Genomic DNA, 16332 nt, shown 5'->3' on the forward strand with positions numbered 1-16332 from the left:
AGGGGGAGGGTTCGTGCAGCTTGAAGATGTATTTAAAGAGAATCTAAATGATTTGTATCGGTATCTCTATTCCCTTTCTAAAGACCATTTTGCAGCAGAAGATCTTGTCCAAGAGGCTTTTTACAGGGCTTATGTGTCTATTGAAGATTATGAAATAAAAAATATTAGGGCTTGGTTATTTAAGGTTGCTTACCATGCTTTCATTGATTTCCAAAGGAAGCATAAACGAGTCATTTTTGAACAAGAAATGGATGAACGGGTGGATATTAAACAAAGTACACCGGAGAAGGAAATGCTCGAGAAGGAATCATTAGGCTTATTGTTAAGGGATATTAATAGCCTGCAAGAGAATGAAAAGCACGCAGTACTGTTATGTGATCTGCATGATCTTCCTTATCAGGAAGCCGCAAATATCCTTGATTTAAAATTAAACACATTAAAAAGCCACTTATATAGAGGACGAAAGAAATTGGTAGACAAAGTGAAAGGAAGGGAAAAGACAGATGAGTGATAAGATGAATCCGAATGATGATGAACTCTATCAAAAATTTATTAAAAATACGAAACAGGAATTTAAGACGAGTCATATTCTTACTGAAGAAGCTCAACGAACCATTATTAATGCAGGGAAGAATCATGCACGATTAACGAATATTTTCATTAGTCTTGCCGTCCTGTTACTGATCATCCCAGTCATGACACTCATCACCTATTTTTATTACGCAATCGGAGGAAGGGCTGACAAGCTTATTGAGGTTGCTTCAAATACGATCTACGTAACGGAGCCTAATATCAATTTGGAAAAAATAAAAATTGAGGACGACATAGGGTTATTTTCCATGCATCTCCTGTTTGATGTGAATAAACGGATAGGAAAAGAGGACTATAAAGCCGGAGCCTATGATATTTTCTTCGCTTTAGATCAACCCAATTTCCCTAAAAAAACGTCCCTTTTAGAACGGCCGCTGCCGGAAATTCCTAGTGTTGAAACAGAAACATTGCTCCATCCAAATGCGAAGGTTCCGTTTGATAGCGGCGATGAATGGAATATATTAAAGGGGCTTCCAGATGGCACGGTTGCCGAAGTGTATGTATCGTTCTCCACCTTGCATAATCCAGAGGAAATCAAACAAATCATGCCAAAGGAAACAGAGGTGCGTTGGTTAGCGGTGGATACAGGGCTTGAGGAAAAACAGGTCGACAAGGAAGGTGTACCAATCACTGCTCTTGGCTATCCTGCCCAAGTTGACTCAACCATTTGGTCTCCTTTTAACGGCAGAGAACAAACCAATGAAGAAGTGTTCATGGATATTCTTACACAGCTTTCAAAGAATGAAGAAGTGGCAACAAAAGTAGCTAGAGCCAAGTCGCTTGAATTAAAAGAACGGATTGATTATATAAAGAAACATGGTATTCAAGTATATGGTGCTGTAGTGACTGGACCAACATCCGAACTTAGAAAGTTAGAGCAAATGAAGGATGTTCGGGCTATAAAGGTAGGGGAGGTAAAACTATGGAACTGGAAATAAAGAAGAAGTCCGTGCTTAGTAAATGGATTGGGCTGGCTGGCATTCTTTCGTTTGTTTGGGGGCTATTTTCACTTGCTATACTTAATGCCGCCTTATTATTAAAAACAGAAACCTTTCCCGATTTCTTTTTAATAAAAAATCCCATGTTTGGCATCGTTTTTGGTGTGATAGGACTATTTACGAGAAGGCGGCCAAGGCTTTATGCGTGGTGGGGATTGGGAATCAACGTATTTATTCTACTCTTTACCTTTCTTATGTTTATGCTTGCCTGGACGATCAATGCGAAACCATAATTCACTATGGGGTCAAAAAAGAAGTAAGCGCCACTACTACTGGGAGCTTACTTCTTTTGCGATGTTATCACCAAAGTTATTCAGGATGAACGTTTCTTCTTCTGCTTTGCTTAAAATGCCAGTTGCTTGCCCGACAGTACCACCTTGGTATTGCCAGAAATAGTTGTGGTCGTCATCGACTGCCGCAAAATTACCTGCTTTCCATTTTTTAAGAATGGCCAGCAATTGGTCTTTTCGGTCAAAGTCACTGTTATTCACAATCTCATACACTCGGTTAATGGTTTCAGGTATCATGGGAATGGCACCCCATTTTTCCTCAGCCTTTACCTTTTGGTGCGTCATTTTATGCATGACTTCAATGACTTTATATTCTGAGCTGGTATTGTCAATCCCGATATCATACTGAATGCCGCCAATTGTATCTGTTTGTTCGCTGTCCTTATCCTCAGGAGTAGTTGAATCATCCACAGTTTCCACAGCCACTTTGTCTTGTTTGTTTCCGGAGACGGCCTCGCTGTTGATAACTTTATTGGCTCCATAGATGCCGCCAATTAAAACTAGTAAAACAATGGACGGAATAATCCACACTTTCTTCACAACCATCCCCCTATGCCTGTTTCATATAATAAGAATGTAAAAAATACGACTTCGATAATTGTCCAGCTCCAGCGCCTAGCCAGTTTTCAACCTGAATATGCTACCTTGATTATCTTGTAACAATCATGGCTTGATAAAGCGATGATTGTTACAGCTCGGGTCCAATAACCTTCTGCAAGAAAAGTCAAAGAGCGACTTTTCTTGCAGAAGAACATTTGCCTGTCGGGGCTGATCAAGGCGCTTGCGCTTTTCTTTCTTTTTTTCCTTTTATTTTACATGTTTCTAGTGAAAAAAGCTTGTAGGAAGTCTACAAGCTTTTTAAAATATTGCTCTATTACATAGTTGTTGATTTCCGCTCCAGGCGCGAGCGGTTCGTGGGTGTTTCGGAGAGCCTCCTCGGCGCTAGCGCCTGCGGGGTCTCTCCTGAACCATACTCCCACAGGACATTGAATAAGCTTCATCGAATATTCACCGCACGAAGGAAATGCGATAGCATTTTCGAGGATCGAGCGCCTTCCGCTCCAATCAACAAGAGCATTAAAATAGCTATTTGTTTAAAACTTTCTGAATCACTAGGTTAGTTAGGTTCGGTACGACTTCTAGTGAGTAGGTCATTTCCATTCGTTCTAGTTTTTTGTGGGCATCTAGGCCGTAGGGTCCGATGTTGATGACGGGTACGTTGATGTCGCGGATGTCTTGGTAATCAACAAAAAGCTTCGTTCCCCAGCCAGGGTTGTTGTTGGTTTCTGCCTTAATACCTGCATCATCATCACTCAGCGCGACAAAGCTCATGTCCGAGATATACGGGAAGAAATTCCGCGTCACAATCGGATGTGGATAGTGCGGCTGCATTTCTTCCACCGCTTCATCCAAGGCATGGATTAAGTTCCATTCATCCTCTGTTTTTCCAGACAATTCAATCCTAGGAGAATATAAGGACGAGTAAAATAGAATAATCGCCGGACTCTTATCCTTCATCCATTTCCACGCTTCCTCTACCACTCGTGCAGCAAACATCCGCGTATCTAACTCGGGATTATTAACAAGTTTTTCCTTAAACTCGTTCATATGCGAAGTGAACGCTTCACCGTGTTCTTCCACTAATAGCTGCTCCATTTCCTCATAGGTCATGACTCTCGACTTCCAAGGATGCTTGACATAAGGTTCGCCGCTTAATGCACTGAACTGCTTATATCTTTCTTCAAAAGACATCAATGCATTAGTAAAAGCAATATCGGCCTGTATTCTTAATTTTTCAAGCACGTCCTTCGGAGACCAGGAGTGAATAAAGAAATTATAATAAACATAGGCAGCCAAAGCTGTTTGTACCGTATAAGATGGCTTCAAATCTGTTTGTTTTAACGAAACAGGCGGCACCGTCGTTTCGCCTAAAGCTTCGTTACATAGCTCTGGATTGTAGTTGATTTGTCGAGTTAACTCGGCAGCAATAAAGTTCGGATCGAGTCCTTCAAAGGCAGAGCCTACATGTGTTTCTGCACCTGTAATAAAGAACGATGGCAGCAATTTTCCGACTGTGCCTTTATAGATATACCGATTGTCATCGCCTTCATAGCGTGGCGCAACGAAGTCGGCATTAATCGCAGCGCAATAGGCGAAATCATGTTCATTTTTCCAGCGTTTCAATGTTTTTAAAGCAGAAAGGACACCATGTGAGCTATCTTCCTCATCACATTCTGCTAAAAGAACCAGGTTTCCGTCTAATTCTTCTGGGTGTTCAGAGTAATATTTTAAGAGATAGAGATGACTGGCAACCCCGCTTTTCATATCGAGAACGCCGCGGCCAAACAACCAATCTCCGGACTGTAAATGGTCTTTTGCGGAAGTTGGCAGCTCTTCATTTTTCAAGGATTCCATCAGCTCATCTGGAAAGCAGGCCTGATCCTTCAGATGGGTAAAATCCTCGATACCGACTGTATCCGTATGCCCCATAAGGATCACGGTGCGATTGCTCGAACCCTTTGTTCCTTTGACAAATGCAAGTACATTATAACGTTCTTGAAGATCGTTGTGGGTTTGCTCTAACACAAGTTGACTTGGATTCTGTGAAAAATAGGGCCAAGAGGAAATCAAAGAATATAAAGACTGGGCAATGGCTTTTTCCCCATAGGTATTAACGACACTTTCAATGTTTACGAGCTGTTTTGTGAATGCCAGGACATCCTCACGACATTGCAACATAAGTCTAACCTTCTTTTCTAGTAATTTGGAAAATTGTATTTTAGAAAAATGTATCTCAAGATAAAAATGCCGTCAAGACTTTTCATTTGGTTAGAAATTCCATTAAAAACATTATTGCATTTGTTAGAATATTTCTTTATACTGAAAATTGTTTCGTCAAACTAAATATAAAAATCCTCGTCTTTAAGCATTAGATGGGGTAGAGGTCGCGATTTTTATTAGTATCCTATGGGAGATTCAGTGAAATCTATGAAAATAGGAAAAAGGATCAATCGCCGAAGCTTCTGAAATCACTTTTTTCAGAAAGCTGGGTCTGCACTCGAATAGGGGCAGAACTGTCACAGTTCCTTGGAATTGTGGAGAACTATCTTCACCAATGCTGAATGATGAGGGTGTGCCAAGCACCGTCATACGCAAATGTGACGGTGCTTTTTATTGTAATAAGATATGAAGTTTGACTTTGAAAATTGTCTGGCTTCAGCGCCTAGCCCCTCGGGTCAAATAACCTTCGGCAATAAAAGTCAAAGTGCGGACTTTTTTTGCCGAAGAACATTTGCCTATCGGGGCTGGTCAAGGCGCTTACGCTTTTCTAATCAGGGGGGAATATTTATGAAAAAGTTTGCAATTTTATTAGCTGCAGCAATGATGTTACTTTTATCAGCTTGTGGCACAGAGAAGGCTGATGGCGAAAAGTCAGCAAAAGCTAGCAGCGGTAAGCATGAATTAGTGAAAAAAGGTGCCTTAACGTTCTCGATGACTGGGCAATATCCACCGCTTAACTTTAAAAAAGACGGTAAATTAACTGGATTCGACGTTGAAATCGGAACAGAAATTGCGAAGCGAATCGGCCTTGAAGCTAACCCAGTAACCAATCCATGGGAAACGATTATTCAAGGGTTAAAGGCAAAGAAATATGATGCGATTATCGGAAGTATGACAGCTACACCTGAACGTGATAAGCAAGTAGACTTCACCAATCCTTATTACCTATCTGGTGCACAAATTTTTGTAGCGGAAGGCAACACAGATATTCAATCAAAGGAGGACCTGAAAGGGAAAACGATTGGGGTTATCCAAGCGAGCACATGGAAAGACATGGCCGAGGATTTATCTGATCAAGTAAAAGGCTATCCAACAGACGTCAATGCCCTTCAAGACTTGGCACTGGGCCGTTTAGACGCAGTTATCACTGACAAAATTGTTGGGGTAAGTGCGAAAAATGAAAAGGGCTTAAAAATTAAAGCAATTGGTGAATTATTAAATGAAGACCGTGTAAGTGTAGCGGTTGCTGAGGGTAATAAAGAGCTAGCTGACAAAATCAACGATGCCATCCAATCCATGATTGACGACGGTACATACGAAAAAATCAGCATGAAATGGTTCAACACCAACGTAATGGAAAAGTAAGAAATTGTGTCGAAGGGGGACTGTCCCCTTTTAAATTAGATTATAAGAAAATAAATTCGACTTTGAGAATTGTCCAGCTCCAGCGCCTAGCCAGTTTTCACCCTGAATACTCTACATTGAGTATCTTGTAACAATCATGGCTTGATAAAGCGATGATTGTTACAGCTCGGGTCAAATAACCTTCAGCAAGAAAAGTCAAAGAACGACTTTTCTTGCTGAAGAACATTTGCCTGTCGGGGCTGATCAAGGCGCTTGCGCTTTTCTTAATAGGAGGTATGCCTCGTGGTTTTTTTAGATAATATTATTAGTATTTTTAGTGAGCATGGAATTGCTTTTTTGAAAGCTTCTTGGATGACAATCTCTATTACAGCGATCTCTCTATTATTTGCGATGGTGATTGGGATTATTTTTGCTGCTTTTAAGATTTCCACTAGTAAAATCTTAAATCGCATTGCCGACATTTATATTGGCATTATTCGTGGAACCCCGCTCATTGTTCAGATTATGTTTTTATACTATGGTCTTGCCAACATCGTGAACTTGGACAGCTTTACGGCAGGGGCATTGGCCTTGGGGATTCACACAGGCGCATATATCGCAGAAATTTTCAGAGGGGCTGTCCAATCGATTGATCGCGGCCAGATGGAAGCAGCAAGGTCGCTTGGTATGAACTATTCCCTCGCGATGAGAAGGATTATTTTCCCACAGGCTTTCAAAAGATCAATTCCGGCCCTTGCCAATCAGTTCATCATCGGGTTAAAGGATTCTTCGCTTGTCGCCTATATTGCGGTGACCGATTTGTATAATACGGCTCTTAGTGTACAAGGGGAAAACTATATGCCTTTCGAAACGTATTTTGTCGTTGGAATCTATTACTTAATCATCGTCTTCATTTTCACATGGGTGGCGAACCTGATTGAAAAGAAACTCGACGTGAGTAAGCCGAAGGAGGTCCGTGGCGCATGATTCAAGTTCGTAATCTATCAAAATCCTTTGGTAAGCTGGACGTGTTAAAGAAGATAGACCTGGAGATTAAGGAACAAGAAGTCGTCGTTCTAATTGGTGCCAGCGGCTCTGGAAAAAGTACATTGCTTCGCTGCTTGAACTTTCTAGAGGTAGCAGAGCAAGGAGAAATTATGATTGACGCTGAGACAATCGATCTTGCGAAAACCAACTTAAATAAAGTCCGAGAAAAGGTAGGAATGGTGTTTCAGCACTTCAATCTTTTCCCGCATAAAACGGTGTTAGAAAACATTATCGAAGCACCTGTATATGTGAAAAAAGTGACGAAGGAAGAGGCCGGTGCCCAAGCGTTGACCCTATTGAAAAAGGTAGGCCTAGCCGATAAGGCGAACTACTATCCGGAGCAGCTGTCAGGCGGACAAAAGCAGCGGGTGGCGATTGCGAGAGCCTTAGCAATGGAACCGAAAGTCATGCTGTTTGACGAGCCAACGTCGGCTCTTGATCCTGAACTAGTGGGAGAAGTACTACAGGTTATGAAAGACCTTGCTCGGGAAGGGATGACCATGGTAATCGTAACCCATGAAATGGGCTTCGCCCGAGAAGTGGCCGACCGCGTGATCATGTTGGCAGACGGCAATATAATAGAAGAAGGACATCCAAACGAAATCTTCGTGAACCCCAAACATGAGCGGACACAGAGGTTTTTGAATCAAATCCTATAGAAAAAGAAATGACGTGCATGGCTGCACGTCATTTTTTGCATTATTTTGGCTATGTTAAAGAGTATAACTGATTTCTTTACCCTGTTGATTGGAGCGGAAGGCGAAGATCCTCGAAAATGCTGCGCATTTCCTTCGTGCGATGTTGATTCGATGAGGATGATTCAATGTCCTGTGGGAGTATGGTTCAGGGGAGACCCCGCAGGCGCTTTTCGCCGAGGAGGCTCGCCGAAACACCCACGAACCGCTCGCGCCTGGAGTGCAAATCAACAGCCAAGTTTAACAGAGCCACTATTTTAACAATGGGTATATTGATTTAGGAAAATAAGGAAAATAGGATGTGGTTAAAATTAGTAGATTTAAAATATAATCAAGAAAATACCCTAACCTGAGGAGTGATTTCAAAATGCCATTAAGAAATTATACTCTTTTAAAAGGAAAAATTGTGAACACTGCTATTGGCAAATCAGGAAAACCTCATTTTGAAATTCATGTTTCAGATGATCAAGAAACGAATTATCGAATCGCTGTTAACATTGAGTCAGGAATGAGTCCGTCGGAAGTTCTTTACTATGTTAGTGAAAATTTCAACTCAGAACACCTGACAAAATTGCCAGCACTAAAATCTGGATTCACATCCATAACGAACGATAACAGGGATATTGCCTTAGACTATGTTAGAGGTGGATTATTCAATCCAAAAGAAATGGTGGCCCTTCCGCCCTTTAAAACCGGTCCTAATAATGATTTAAAAGAAAAAGTAGAGTTCTACGTAAATGAAGCAATGGAAAATAATGCAGTGATCTATGCGTATGGTGAGGGTTGGGGACCAGAAGAAAATGAGCCGGATAAATATTTCGATTTTTTACCTGGTTATGGTGTACACGATATCCATATGAATCAGGGGAATACTGGTAAATGGAAAAATGATGACGGCATCTGGCAAGACGGTGGCATACTCCTACACTTTGAAGCGGAGAATAAATGGGTGGGAATATTCTTAGCTTTCCAATCTCAATCGTGGTGTACGGATGAAAATGGACATGCCCTTAAACCAGTAAGAGAGTGTAATCATAAAAATTATAGAAGGTTATAATCCGAAAAACAAAGAATGGAGCTTGTCTTTAAAGATAAGCTTCATTTATTTTTTTAGATGTATTAAATTTGTTTCAGCCACAGACCTTGATAGTGTGGTGTTTTTGTCCTGGTCTAATTAAAAGAAGCTGCAGGTAAATAGAAGAGGTTTCTAATGCCCGTGGCAAGGAGAAAAGCACACGATCGGTAAATAGAAGAAGCTTCTAATGCCCGTGGCAAGGAGAAAAGCACACGATCGGTAAATAGAAGAAGCTTCTAATGCCCGAACCAAGGGTAAAATCACACGACCGGTAAATAGAATGGAAGAATAAAAATACAAAAATGTAATATTTTTCTTTAACATTTTCTTGAATAGAAGTATAATAGTCTTCCGCATCAAGTGAACACGCCAAGAGACTCAAGTAAATTTCATGAATGGAGTGGATTCCATGATTATCAACCAAAAAGATTTTAATGTGAAAGAGTTAACCTATACGATTCGACCTGCTATTAAAAGTGATGCAAAAAACTTATCCGAATTGAGAGTTCAGATTGACGGAGAAACCGAAAATATGGACAGAGAAAAGGGAGAAGCGTTCATCGATCAAGCTGGTTTTGAAGCATTGATTGAAACGGATACCAATCATCCGAGACGCCTATTTTTGGTGGCAGAAGTGGATGGGAGACTAATAGGGTATTCAAGATGTGAAGGGCGTGACTTGAAAAGATTCACACATAAAGTCGAATTTGGATTAGGTGTATTGAAGGATTTCTGGGGATATGGGGTTGGAAAAAATCTCATGAAGGAAACCATTTCTTGGGCTGACGCCAACGGTATTAAGAAAATCGAGTTATGTGGTGTACTGGAAACGAATGAGAATGCGATTGAACTGTATAAAAGACTGGGCTTTGAAATCGAGGGTCTCTTGAAGCAAGATCGAATCCTATCAGACGGAGAATACTATAACACCTATATTATGGGGAGATTCATAGAGTAGTTTGTTACCATACATAATAGAAAAGAGAAAGCTGGTCTTAAAAGACCAGCTTCTTGCTTTTTTCAGCCGAATCAACGGTTTGTTTCAACAGCATGGAAATGGTCACAGGACCTACCCCACCTGGTACAGGAGTGATCGCACCCGCCACTTCTAAACATGATTCATAATCAATATCGCCAACATTCCCTTTGTTATAGCCGGCATCCAGAACAACGGCGCCTTCCTTCAGCCAGGACCCTTGAATAAACTTAGGCTTTCCAACCGCTGCCACAACAATATCTGCTTGTTTTAACAGGTCAGGTAAGTTGGTTGTTTTAGAATGGCACGTGGTCACTGTCGCATTTTCATTAAGAAGTAAGGCTGAAACAGGCTTACCTAAGATTGGGCTTCGTCCCACCACAACGGCATGTTTGCCTTCGACTGGAATTTTGTAATAATGGATGATTTCCATAATCGCTGCTGGCGTACAGGATGGATACTTTCCAAAGCCCAATGCAGTTTGACCATAACCCGCACTTGTTACACCATCGACATCTTTTTCAATAGCAATGGTTTCGAAAGCCATGCGCTCATCAATGTGTGATGGAACCGGATGCTGCAGGAGAATCCCATGTACGGAATCATCTTCATTTAACTCTTTAATCGCTGCTAACAATTCCTCTGTCGTTGTTTCTTCTGGCAAATGTACTCGAATAGAATGTATACCTAATTTTTCACAAGCATTCCCTTTCATTTTTACGTATGTTTCTGAAGAGGGATCATTTCCTACTAAAATGGTGGCCAGGCACGGAATGATGCCATGTTCCTTTAACGATTCAATTCTTCCTTTTAAATTTTCTTTGATTTCTTTAGCTACAACTGTTCCATCCAAAATGATTTGCTCCATAGTATCGCCTCCGAAATGAAAATAAAAAAGAGATAAGGAAATAAACCCTTATCTCTGCCCAGACGACCCGACGTTATAAATCACAGCTTCCTTGTGGTCGTTTCCACAGATGTCGTCAGTTACTGTGACTGCTTTTATTATATAAAAAAGATAACATATTAAGGATAAAAGTCAACCGAAATTATAAGCTAGAATACATCACTCGGTTCCGTATCAGAATAAACGGAAATAAGTACAACCGCTTTGTCTTCACTCACATTTTTAACAAAGTGTGGGACACTCGCGTTCCAGCTGAACGTATCCCCTTTTTCTAAGATAAACGAATCTTCCCCTTGTTCGGCAAGCACCCTGCCCTCTAGTACTAAGTGACTTTCCGTGCCTTCATGAGCATTGGCTTCACCCATGGAAGCTCCCGGAGGAAAATCGACAAGCATCATGCGTAATCCGCCTTTGGACGATAAATGTTCAATTTTTAGATTGTTGTACGTCGAGTAGGTTCTTTCTGCCTTTTTAACAACATGCATATGCTGTTTTTTTTCTAATAATAAATAGGGCAGAGGCACCCCAAGAAAGGTTGCAATCGTTTGTAAAGTATTGATAGAAGGTGAGGTGTTATTGTTTTCAACGTTGCTGATAAATCCTTTTGACAGTCCCGTTCCCTCACACATTTGGGCAATTGTTATTTTTTTTCTGTTTCGTATCGCACGAATCTTTGAACCGATATCCACGTATTCCACCTCGTATGTTTCCTAATAAAAAACTTAATTCTATCTTAGCAAAAAAGTAATTGACAATCCATAGGGTTTGGAGTTATCTTATAGACAATAATTATTTCTATTTAGAAACTTACTTCCGTCTAATAGTTTCCTAATGTGAATATATTATTTGTATGAAGATTCATTGACCACTTAATATAAAACTTTGAGGAGAGGATCAAATGCTTCCATCATTATTTATCGCACACGGTGCTCCGTTACTTGCGCTTGAAAACAATGAATATACACAGTTTTTACATCAGTTGGGCCGTACATTGCCAAGGCCAAAGGCAATCGTTTTATTTTCTGCCCACTGGGAGTCGACTTTGCAGCAGGTGAGCAGTGCACCTGAGTACCGAACAATTTATGACTTTGGCGGATTTCCTGAAGCCTTGTACAAAATAGAATACCCAGCTAAGGGAAATCATGACATTACGAAAGAGATTACCGAACTATTCATGAGCCAAGGCGTTTCATATAATGTGGATGCTTCACGTGGATTGGATCACGGTGCATGGGTCGTATTGAGAATGCTGTATCCTGATGCGGATATACCTGTCATTTCAATGTCTGTTAATCCCAACCTGTCACCTGCAGAACAATATCAGATTGGGAAGTCGTTAGCAGGGTTACGAGAAAAGGATGTTTTAATTATTGCCAGCGGGGGAACGGTGCATAATCTCAGAGCGATCAATTGGGATAAAGATCGCACAGGAGAAATAGATGATTGGGCGATAGCGTTCGATGAGTGGTTAGCCCGCCATCTGAAAAATTGGGACGCTGAATCACTGTTTAACTATCAAACATTGGCACCGACGGCTACTCTCGCTGTGCCGCCCTATGGGACAGAGCATTTTATTCCTATTTTTTATGCCATGGGTGCTGCCGATAATGGGCAGAAGGCAGAATTGCTGCACCGCAGCTATCGTTATGGAAACTTAAGCCACAGTGTATGGCAGTTTAATTAATTTAACAAAATACAGGAGGAATTTTTTATGAAAAATAAATTTGAAGTAAGTACATTGATTTTACGAGTGGTTTTAGGAATTAGTTTTTTCATTCACGGACTTTCAAAGTTCCAAGGTGGAATTGAAAATATTGTTGGTTGGTTTGATAGTATCGGGTTACCTGGTGTGTTTGCTTATGCAGTGGCAGTGATCGAATTGGTTGGTGGAGTAGCATTAGTCCTTGGTCTCGGCTCTAGAGTTGTGTCCATTCTTTTATCGCTAGTGATGATTGGCGCCATGGTAAAAGTAAAATTCGCTGTCGGATTTTTAGGAAATGGCCAAATGGCAGGGTATGAACTAGATTTAGCCTTCTTAGCGATGGCTGTTGTGATTGCTATTAATGACAGTAAATTGTTTGCACTTGACCAAGTGATTTTTAATAAGCAAACAAATAATAGTGGAAATAAGAAAGCTGCGTAAGCAAAAAAACTGCTAGAATCCTTATTCTAGCAGGTTTTTTCATACTTTATTGGAAGGTCTCTTTTTCAATTACTTGTGGAAGCGGCTTTTGCTTTTGGGTCATAAAGAAGAAGACGCCGACAAGCACGAGTAAGCCACCTGCGATTTGCCATGTAACGAGCCGTTCATGTAGTAAGATATAAGCTAAAAACGTCGAGCCCACAGGTTCCCCTAAAATACTCATAGAAATTGTGGTGGCATTGACATATTTGAGGAGCCAGTTGTTTATCACATGACTGACGGTAGGAACGGTCGCAAGTAAAAGGAAGATTCCCCATTCCTTACCGGGATACCCGCCGAAGGCGACGCCCGTTAAAAAGTTATAAATGATTAAAATAATGGCAGCCGAGAAAAACACACAAAAGCTATACAGCCAGTGTGATACTTTTTTCACGATGGTTTGCCCAATTAATAGGTAGCCAACAACCGAGATGACACTTAAAAAGGAAAGTACATCCCCCATAATGGCATCTTGACTCAACCCGAAATCTCCCCAGCCAATCATCATCGCGCCAATAATGGCAATCCCCATGGTCATTAGGGCAGATAAGGTGGTTCTCTCTCTAAACAGTAAAAAGCCCCCGACTAACGACACAATCGGCTGCAAAGCTAGAATGATTGTTGAACTGGCTACTGTCGTTAGCTTTAAAGATCCAAACCAAAGCACAAAATGTAAAGCTAAAAACGAGCCTGAGAAAAATAAAAAGAACCAATCTTTTTTCTCGATGTTTTTAAATTCATCTCGATGTTTCCATACGATGGGAAGCATTAAAATACTTGCAAATAACATTCGATACATACTTAAAACTGAGGCTGGTGCATCTGACCATTTGACAAAAATAGCCGAAAACGAGATGGCTATAATGGAAATGGTAAGCGGCAGGGCAATCGACCTTGATGCTTCTTCCTGTTTCATGTTCTCCCCCTAATTTTTACGTTATCATACAAAACTATTAATATATTATACTCGCGTTTTTCATAGCTCTCAACTAGGGGATTTTTACAGGAATTTCGGCAAGACGGAGAAATATTTGTCGTTTCCTGGGAAATGTTGTCCGCTGTTATAAAAAATTGCTGATTGAATGAACCAATCAGCAATTTATTAGTTATGAAATATGGTTAGCGAGCATGGTTACTAAGGCACTTAGAAGGATCGCGCCGATCATGATGGAACTATATAGTAGGCGCTTCTTTCTCTTTTTTTGTACATATACTTCTTCCGGTGTTAACCAATATGTTTTTGACATCAAATACTCTCCTTTAATAGTTGATGGCAGCTGGCTGGCGTTGTCATCCTGACAGTAGCCCCTATAGCTTTGCGTCATCACCTTTCAGTGATTTTGCCTTTAAATGATTCTTGTGCCAGTCGCCATGAAAAATTTTCAAACAATCTCGAACTTAATTATCTCCAAATCAAGATAATATCATATATAATTAATTTTGCCAAGAAGTTGTTCTGTTTTTAGGGAATAGTAAAATTAAGTAATTAATGGAGGGAAGAAATCATGGGGGATTTTCATCGTAAACCTAATGTCTATGTTGGAGAAGTGAATATTAAAGTGAAGGACTTAGAACGTTCAATTACTTTTTACCAAACCATAATTGGATTACAGGTGTTAGAAAAAGCAAAGGATCGTGCGGTCTTAACAGCAAATGGGAAAACCCCTTTAGTTACACTTGAACAGCCTGAAGATGTGGTTGCAAAGTCCGGACGTACAACGGGTTTATATCATTTCGCTATATTATTGCCAGCACGAGCTGATTTATCGGTTTTTTTACGCCATTTACTGAAAACTGGTTATCCACTTGGCGCTGCTGACCATTATGTAAGTGAAGCATTGTATCTAGATGATCCAGATGGCAATGGGATTGAAGTATATCGAGACCGTTCTGCAGATGAGTGGACCTGGAAAAATGGGATGGTTGATATGGCAACGGAACAGCTCGATGCCCAAGGAATTCTAGCTGCGAGTGATGCCGAATGGAAGGGGTTACCGTCCGAAACGTTAATGGGGCATATCCATCTTCATGTAGCAGATTTGCACAAAGCAGAAGAATTTTACACAAAAGGTCTCGGGTTTGAGCGTGTTGCCACGTATCCACAAGCTGTTTTTCTTTCAACTGGAAAATACCATCATCATATCGCAATCAACACTTGGCAGGGAGTGGGAGCGCCACCACCGCCAAGAAACAGCGTCGGTTTAAATTGGTATACACTTGTATTTCCAGAGGCGTCTGTTAGAGAGGCTGCGGTTAAGCAACTACAGCAAATAGGTGCACCTGTGAAGAAAGAGCAGGACTATTATTTGACCAATGACCCGGCAGGGAATCAAATACGTTTAGTAATTTAAATATATTTATGAAGGGAGTGGGTCAAATGACTGGAAAAATAGAATTGGCCACTTTTGCAGGTGGTTGCTTTTGGTGCATGGTCGCACCGTTTGATGAACAGCCTGGGATTAAGGAAGTGGTATCCGGCTATACTGGCGGGCATAAAGAAAATCCCACCTATGAGGAAGTATGCTCCGATACGACGGGGCATGTGGAAGCCGTTCAGATAACCTTTGATCCGTCTGTTTTTCCATATAAAAAGTTGCTTGAGTTGTTTTGGCAACAAATCGACCCAACAGATGCTGGCGGACAGTTTAATGACCGTGGAACTTCCTATAAGACGGCGATTTTTTATCATAATGAGGAACAAAGAGAGCAGGCGGAAGCATCCAAAGCAGGAGTGGCGGCGAGTGGCCGCTTCCAAAAGCCGATTGTAACGGAAATCCTTCCCGCTGCTTCTTTTTATCGGGCGGAAGAAAAGCATCAGGATTATTATAAAAAATTTCCGTTTCATTATAATCATTACCGCGAAGGCTCGGGACGTGCTCGATTTATCCGAGAGAACTGGAAGAAACGCAAAAGCGATGAAGAATTAAAGCAGGAGTTAACGCCGCTTCAATTTGAGGTGACGAGGAAGAATGCGACAGAACCTCCTTTTCGGAATGAATTTTGGAACCATACCGAAGAAGGGATTTATGTGGATATTATTTCGGGAGAACCGTTGTTTAGTTCCACGGATAAATATGATGCTGGATGTGGATGGCCCAGCTTTACGAAACCACTAAGACGAAATGAACTGGAGGAGCGGTTTGATACCTCGCATGGGATGAGGAGAATAGAGGTCCGAAGCAAATCGGCGGATTCTCACCTAGGACATGTATTTGATGATGGACCAGGTCCCGATCGTGCGCGCTATTGTATTAATTCCGCTGCGCTCCGGTTTATACCAAAAAGCAAGCTCATTGACGAAGGTTATGGTCAGTTCTTGAGGTTGTTTAACTAGATTCAAGAAGGAGTGAACACTCCTTCTTTTTTTTACAAATTTCTACAAATTACAACAATTCCTCTAAAAAATTTATGAATTTTTGACTATTTTCTAACTCTTTATGTTAAAT

General features: G+C 40.9%; 18 protein-coding genes and 3 riboswitches. Of the genes, 12 read left to right on the top strand and 6 right to left on the bottom strand.

Annotated features, from left to right (window positions below; genetic code table 11):
* Positions 1-13 precede the first annotated feature (13 nt).
* Genes QE429_RS05345 through QE429_RS05355 form a run of 3 tightly spaced genes read left to right on the top strand, consistent with a single transcriptional unit; the run spans position 14 to position 1822 of the window.
* The gene (locus QE429_RS05345; protein ID WP_307284862.1) at positions 14-511 is read left to right on the top strand and encodes a sigma-70 family RNA polymerase sigma factor; all 498 of its coding nucleotides are present in this window, start codon (positions 14-16) and stop codon (positions 509-511) included.
* Positions 504-1529, top strand: a complete 1026-nt coding sequence (locus QE429_RS05350; RefSeq protein WP_307284863.1) for an anti-sigma factor — start codon at positions 504-506, stop codon at positions 1527-1529. Before QE429_RS05345 ends, QE429_RS05350 begins: the two co-directional genes overlap by 8 nt.
* The gene (locus QE429_RS05355; RefSeq protein WP_307284866.1) at positions 1514-1822 is read left to right on the top strand and encodes a hypothetical protein; all 309 of its coding nucleotides are present in this window, start codon (positions 1514-1516) and stop codon (positions 1820-1822) included. Before QE429_RS05350 ends, QE429_RS05355 begins: the two co-directional genes overlap by 16 nt.
* Positions 1823-1858: 36 nt before the next feature.
* Here the strand turns inward: QE429_RS05355 and QE429_RS05360 are convergent, their stop codons facing one another.
* A complete protein-coding gene (locus QE429_RS05360) occupies positions 1859-2419 on the bottom strand; it encodes a DUF6241 domain-containing protein (protein ID WP_307284868.1) in 561 nt (186 codons plus the stop codon).
* 546 nt (positions 2420-2965) lie between these two features.
* The gene (locus tag QE429_RS05365; protein ID WP_307284871.1) at positions 2966-4618 is read right to left on the bottom strand and encodes a M20/M25/M40 family metallo-hydrolase; all 1653 of its coding nucleotides are present in this window, start codon (positions 4616-4618) and stop codon (positions 2966-2968) included.
* A gap of 192 nt (positions 4619-4810) precedes the next feature.
* Positions 4811-4993: riboswitch (Lysine riboswitch) on the top strand.
* A gap of 234 nt (positions 4994-5227) precedes the next feature.
* On the opposite strand from QE429_RS05365, the gene QE429_RS05370 reads away from it, so the two are divergent.
* The 5 genes from QE429_RS05370 (at position 5228) to QE429_RS05390 (ending at position 9779) form a co-directional block, all read left to right on the top strand.
* On the top strand, positions 5228-6025 hold the full coding sequence (locus QE429_RS05370; protein ID WP_307284874.1) for an ABC transporter substrate-binding protein: 798 nt from the start codon (positions 5228-5230) through the stop codon (positions 6023-6025).
* 282 nt (positions 6026-6307) lie between these two features.
* Positions 6308-6991, top strand: a complete 684-nt coding sequence (locus QE429_RS05375; RefSeq protein ID WP_373463176.1) for an amino acid ABC transporter permease — start codon at positions 6308-6310, stop codon at positions 6989-6991.
* Entirely contained in the window at positions 6988-7710 is a 723-nt protein-coding gene (locus tag QE429_RS05380; protein ID WP_307284876.1) for an amino acid ABC transporter ATP-binding protein, read from the top strand. Before QE429_RS05375 ends, QE429_RS05380 begins: the two co-directional genes overlap by 4 nt.
* Before the next feature lie 403 nt (positions 7711-8113).
* The gene (locus QE429_RS05385; RefSeq protein ID WP_307284879.1) at positions 8114-8803 is read left to right on the top strand and encodes a YukJ family protein; all 690 of its coding nucleotides are present in this window, start codon (positions 8114-8116) and stop codon (positions 8801-8803) included.
* Positions 8804-9230: 427 nt separating this feature from the next.
* Positions 9231-9779 (top strand): GNAT family N-acetyltransferase, encoded by a 549-nt coding sequence (locus tag QE429_RS05390; RefSeq protein ID WP_307284882.1) that lies wholly within the window; start codon positions 9231-9233, stop codon positions 9777-9779.
* Positions 9780-9816: 37 nt separating this feature from the next.
* Here the strand turns inward: QE429_RS05390 and QE429_RS05395 are convergent, their stop codons facing one another.
* Both QE429_RS05395 and QE429_RS05400 read right to left on the bottom strand, forming a co-directional pair.
* Positions 9817-10665, bottom strand: coding sequence for a bifunctional 5,10-methylenetetrahydrofolate dehydrogenase/5,10-methenyltetrahydrofolate cyclohydrolase (locus QE429_RS05395; RefSeq protein ID WP_307284885.1), 849 nt, complete (start codon positions 10663-10665; stop codon positions 9817-9819).
* Positions 10666-10714: 49 nt separating this feature from the next.
* A riboswitch (ZMP/ZTP riboswitch) is annotated at positions 10715-10798 on the bottom strand.
* A gap of 55 nt (positions 10799-10853) precedes the next feature.
* Positions 10854-11393: a helix-turn-helix domain-containing protein gene (locus tag QE429_RS05400; RefSeq protein ID WP_307284888.1), complete on the bottom strand. Its 540-nt coding sequence runs from the start codon at positions 11391-11393 to the stop codon at positions 10854-10856.
* Positions 11394-11602: 209 nt separating this feature from the next.
* Between QE429_RS05400 and QE429_RS05405 the strand changes: the two genes are divergently transcribed.
* Both QE429_RS05405 and QE429_RS05410 read left to right on the top strand, forming a co-directional pair.
* Entirely contained in the window at positions 11603-12388 is a 786-nt protein-coding gene (locus QE429_RS05405) for a dioxygenase family protein (protein ID WP_307284891.1), read from the top strand.
* 27 nt (positions 12389-12415) lie between these two features.
* A complete protein-coding gene (locus tag QE429_RS05410; RefSeq protein ID WP_307284895.1) occupies positions 12416-12847 on the top strand; it encodes a DoxX family protein in 432 nt (143 codons plus the stop codon).
* Positions 12848-12893: 46 nt separating this feature from the next.
* Here the strand turns inward: QE429_RS05410 and QE429_RS05415 are convergent, their stop codons facing one another.
* The gene (locus tag QE429_RS05415) at positions 12894-13802 is read right to left on the bottom strand and encodes a DMT family transporter (protein ID WP_307284898.1); all 909 of its coding nucleotides are present in this window, start codon (positions 13800-13802) and stop codon (positions 12894-12896) included.
* 190 nt (positions 13803-13992) lie between these two features.
* On the bottom strand, positions 13993-14133 hold the full coding sequence (locus tag QE429_RS05420; protein WP_307284901.1) for a hypothetical protein: 141 nt from the start codon (positions 14131-14133) through the stop codon (positions 13993-13995).
* A 22-nt stretch (positions 14134-14155) separates the two neighbouring features.
* Positions 14156-14241: riboswitch (cyclic di-GMP riboswitch) on the bottom strand.
* A gap of 150 nt (positions 14242-14391) precedes the next feature.
* Here QE429_RS05420 and QE429_RS05425 point away from each other — a divergent pair.
* Together QE429_RS05425 and msrA are read left to right on the top strand one after the other, a co-directional pair.
* Complete coding sequence (locus tag QE429_RS05425) at positions 14392-15237, top strand: VOC family protein (protein ID WP_307284903.1); 846 nt, start codon at positions 14392-14394, stop codon at positions 15235-15237.
* Positions 15238-15263: 26 nt separating this feature from the next.
* Entirely contained in the window at positions 15264-16220 is a 957-nt protein-coding gene (msrA, locus tag QE429_RS05430) for a peptide-methionine (S)-S-oxide reductase MsrA (protein WP_307284906.1), read from the top strand.
* Positions 16221-16332 lie beyond the last annotated feature (112 nt).

The organism is Bacillus sp. SORGH_AS_0510 (genome assembly GCF_030818775.1).
Lineage (GTDB): Bacteria > Bacillota > Bacilli > Bacillales > Cytobacillaceae > Neobacillus.

Coding starts and splice junctions, on each gene's coding strand:
- QE429_RS05350 (WP_307284863.1), top strand. CDS start 504: ATGAGTGATAAGATGAATCCGAATGATGATGAACTCTATCAAAAATTT.
- QE429_RS05355 (WP_307284866.1), top strand. CDS start 1,514: ATGGAACTGGAAATAAAGAAGAAGTCCGTGCTTAGTAAATGGATTGGG.
- QE429_RS05365 (WP_307284871.1), bottom strand. CDS start 4,618: ATGTTGCAATGTCGTGAGGATGTCCTGGCATTCACAAAACAGCTCGTA.
- QE429_RS05370 (WP_307284874.1), top strand. CDS start 5,228: ATGAAAAAGTTTGCAATTTTATTAGCTGCAGCAATGATGTTACTTTTA.
- QE429_RS05380 (WP_307284876.1), top strand. CDS start 6,988: ATGATTCAAGTTCGTAATCTATCAAAATCCTTTGGTAAGCTGGACGTG.
- QE429_RS05385 (WP_307284879.1), top strand. CDS start 8,114: ATGCCATTAAGAAATTATACTCTTTTAAAAGGAAAAATTGTGAACACT.
- QE429_RS05390 (WP_307284882.1), top strand. CDS start 9,231: ATGATTATCAACCAAAAAGATTTTAATGTGAAAGAGTTAACCTATACG.
- QE429_RS05395 (WP_307284885.1), bottom strand. CDS start 10,665: ATGGAGCAAATCATTTTGGATGGAACAGTTGTAGCTAAAGAAATCAAA.
- QE429_RS05405 (WP_307284891.1), top strand. CDS start 11,603: ATGCTTCCATCATTATTTATCGCACACGGTGCTCCGTTACTTGCGCTT.
- QE429_RS05410 (WP_307284895.1), top strand. CDS start 12,416: ATGAAAAATAAATTTGAAGTAAGTACATTGATTTTACGAGTGGTTTTA.
- QE429_RS05415 (WP_307284898.1), bottom strand. CDS start 13,802: ATGAAACAGGAAGAAGCATCAAGGTCGATTGCCCTGCCGCTTACCATT.
- QE429_RS05420 (WP_307284901.1), bottom strand. CDS start 14,133: ATGTCAAAAACATATTGGTTAACACCGGAAGAAGTATATGTACAAAAA.
- QE429_RS05425 (WP_307284903.1), top strand. CDS start 14,392: ATGGGGGATTTTCATCGTAAACCTAATGTCTATGTTGGAGAAGTGAAT.
- msrA (WP_307284906.1), top strand. CDS start 15,264: ATGACTGGAAAAATAGAATTGGCCACTTTTGCAGGTGGTTGCTTTTGG.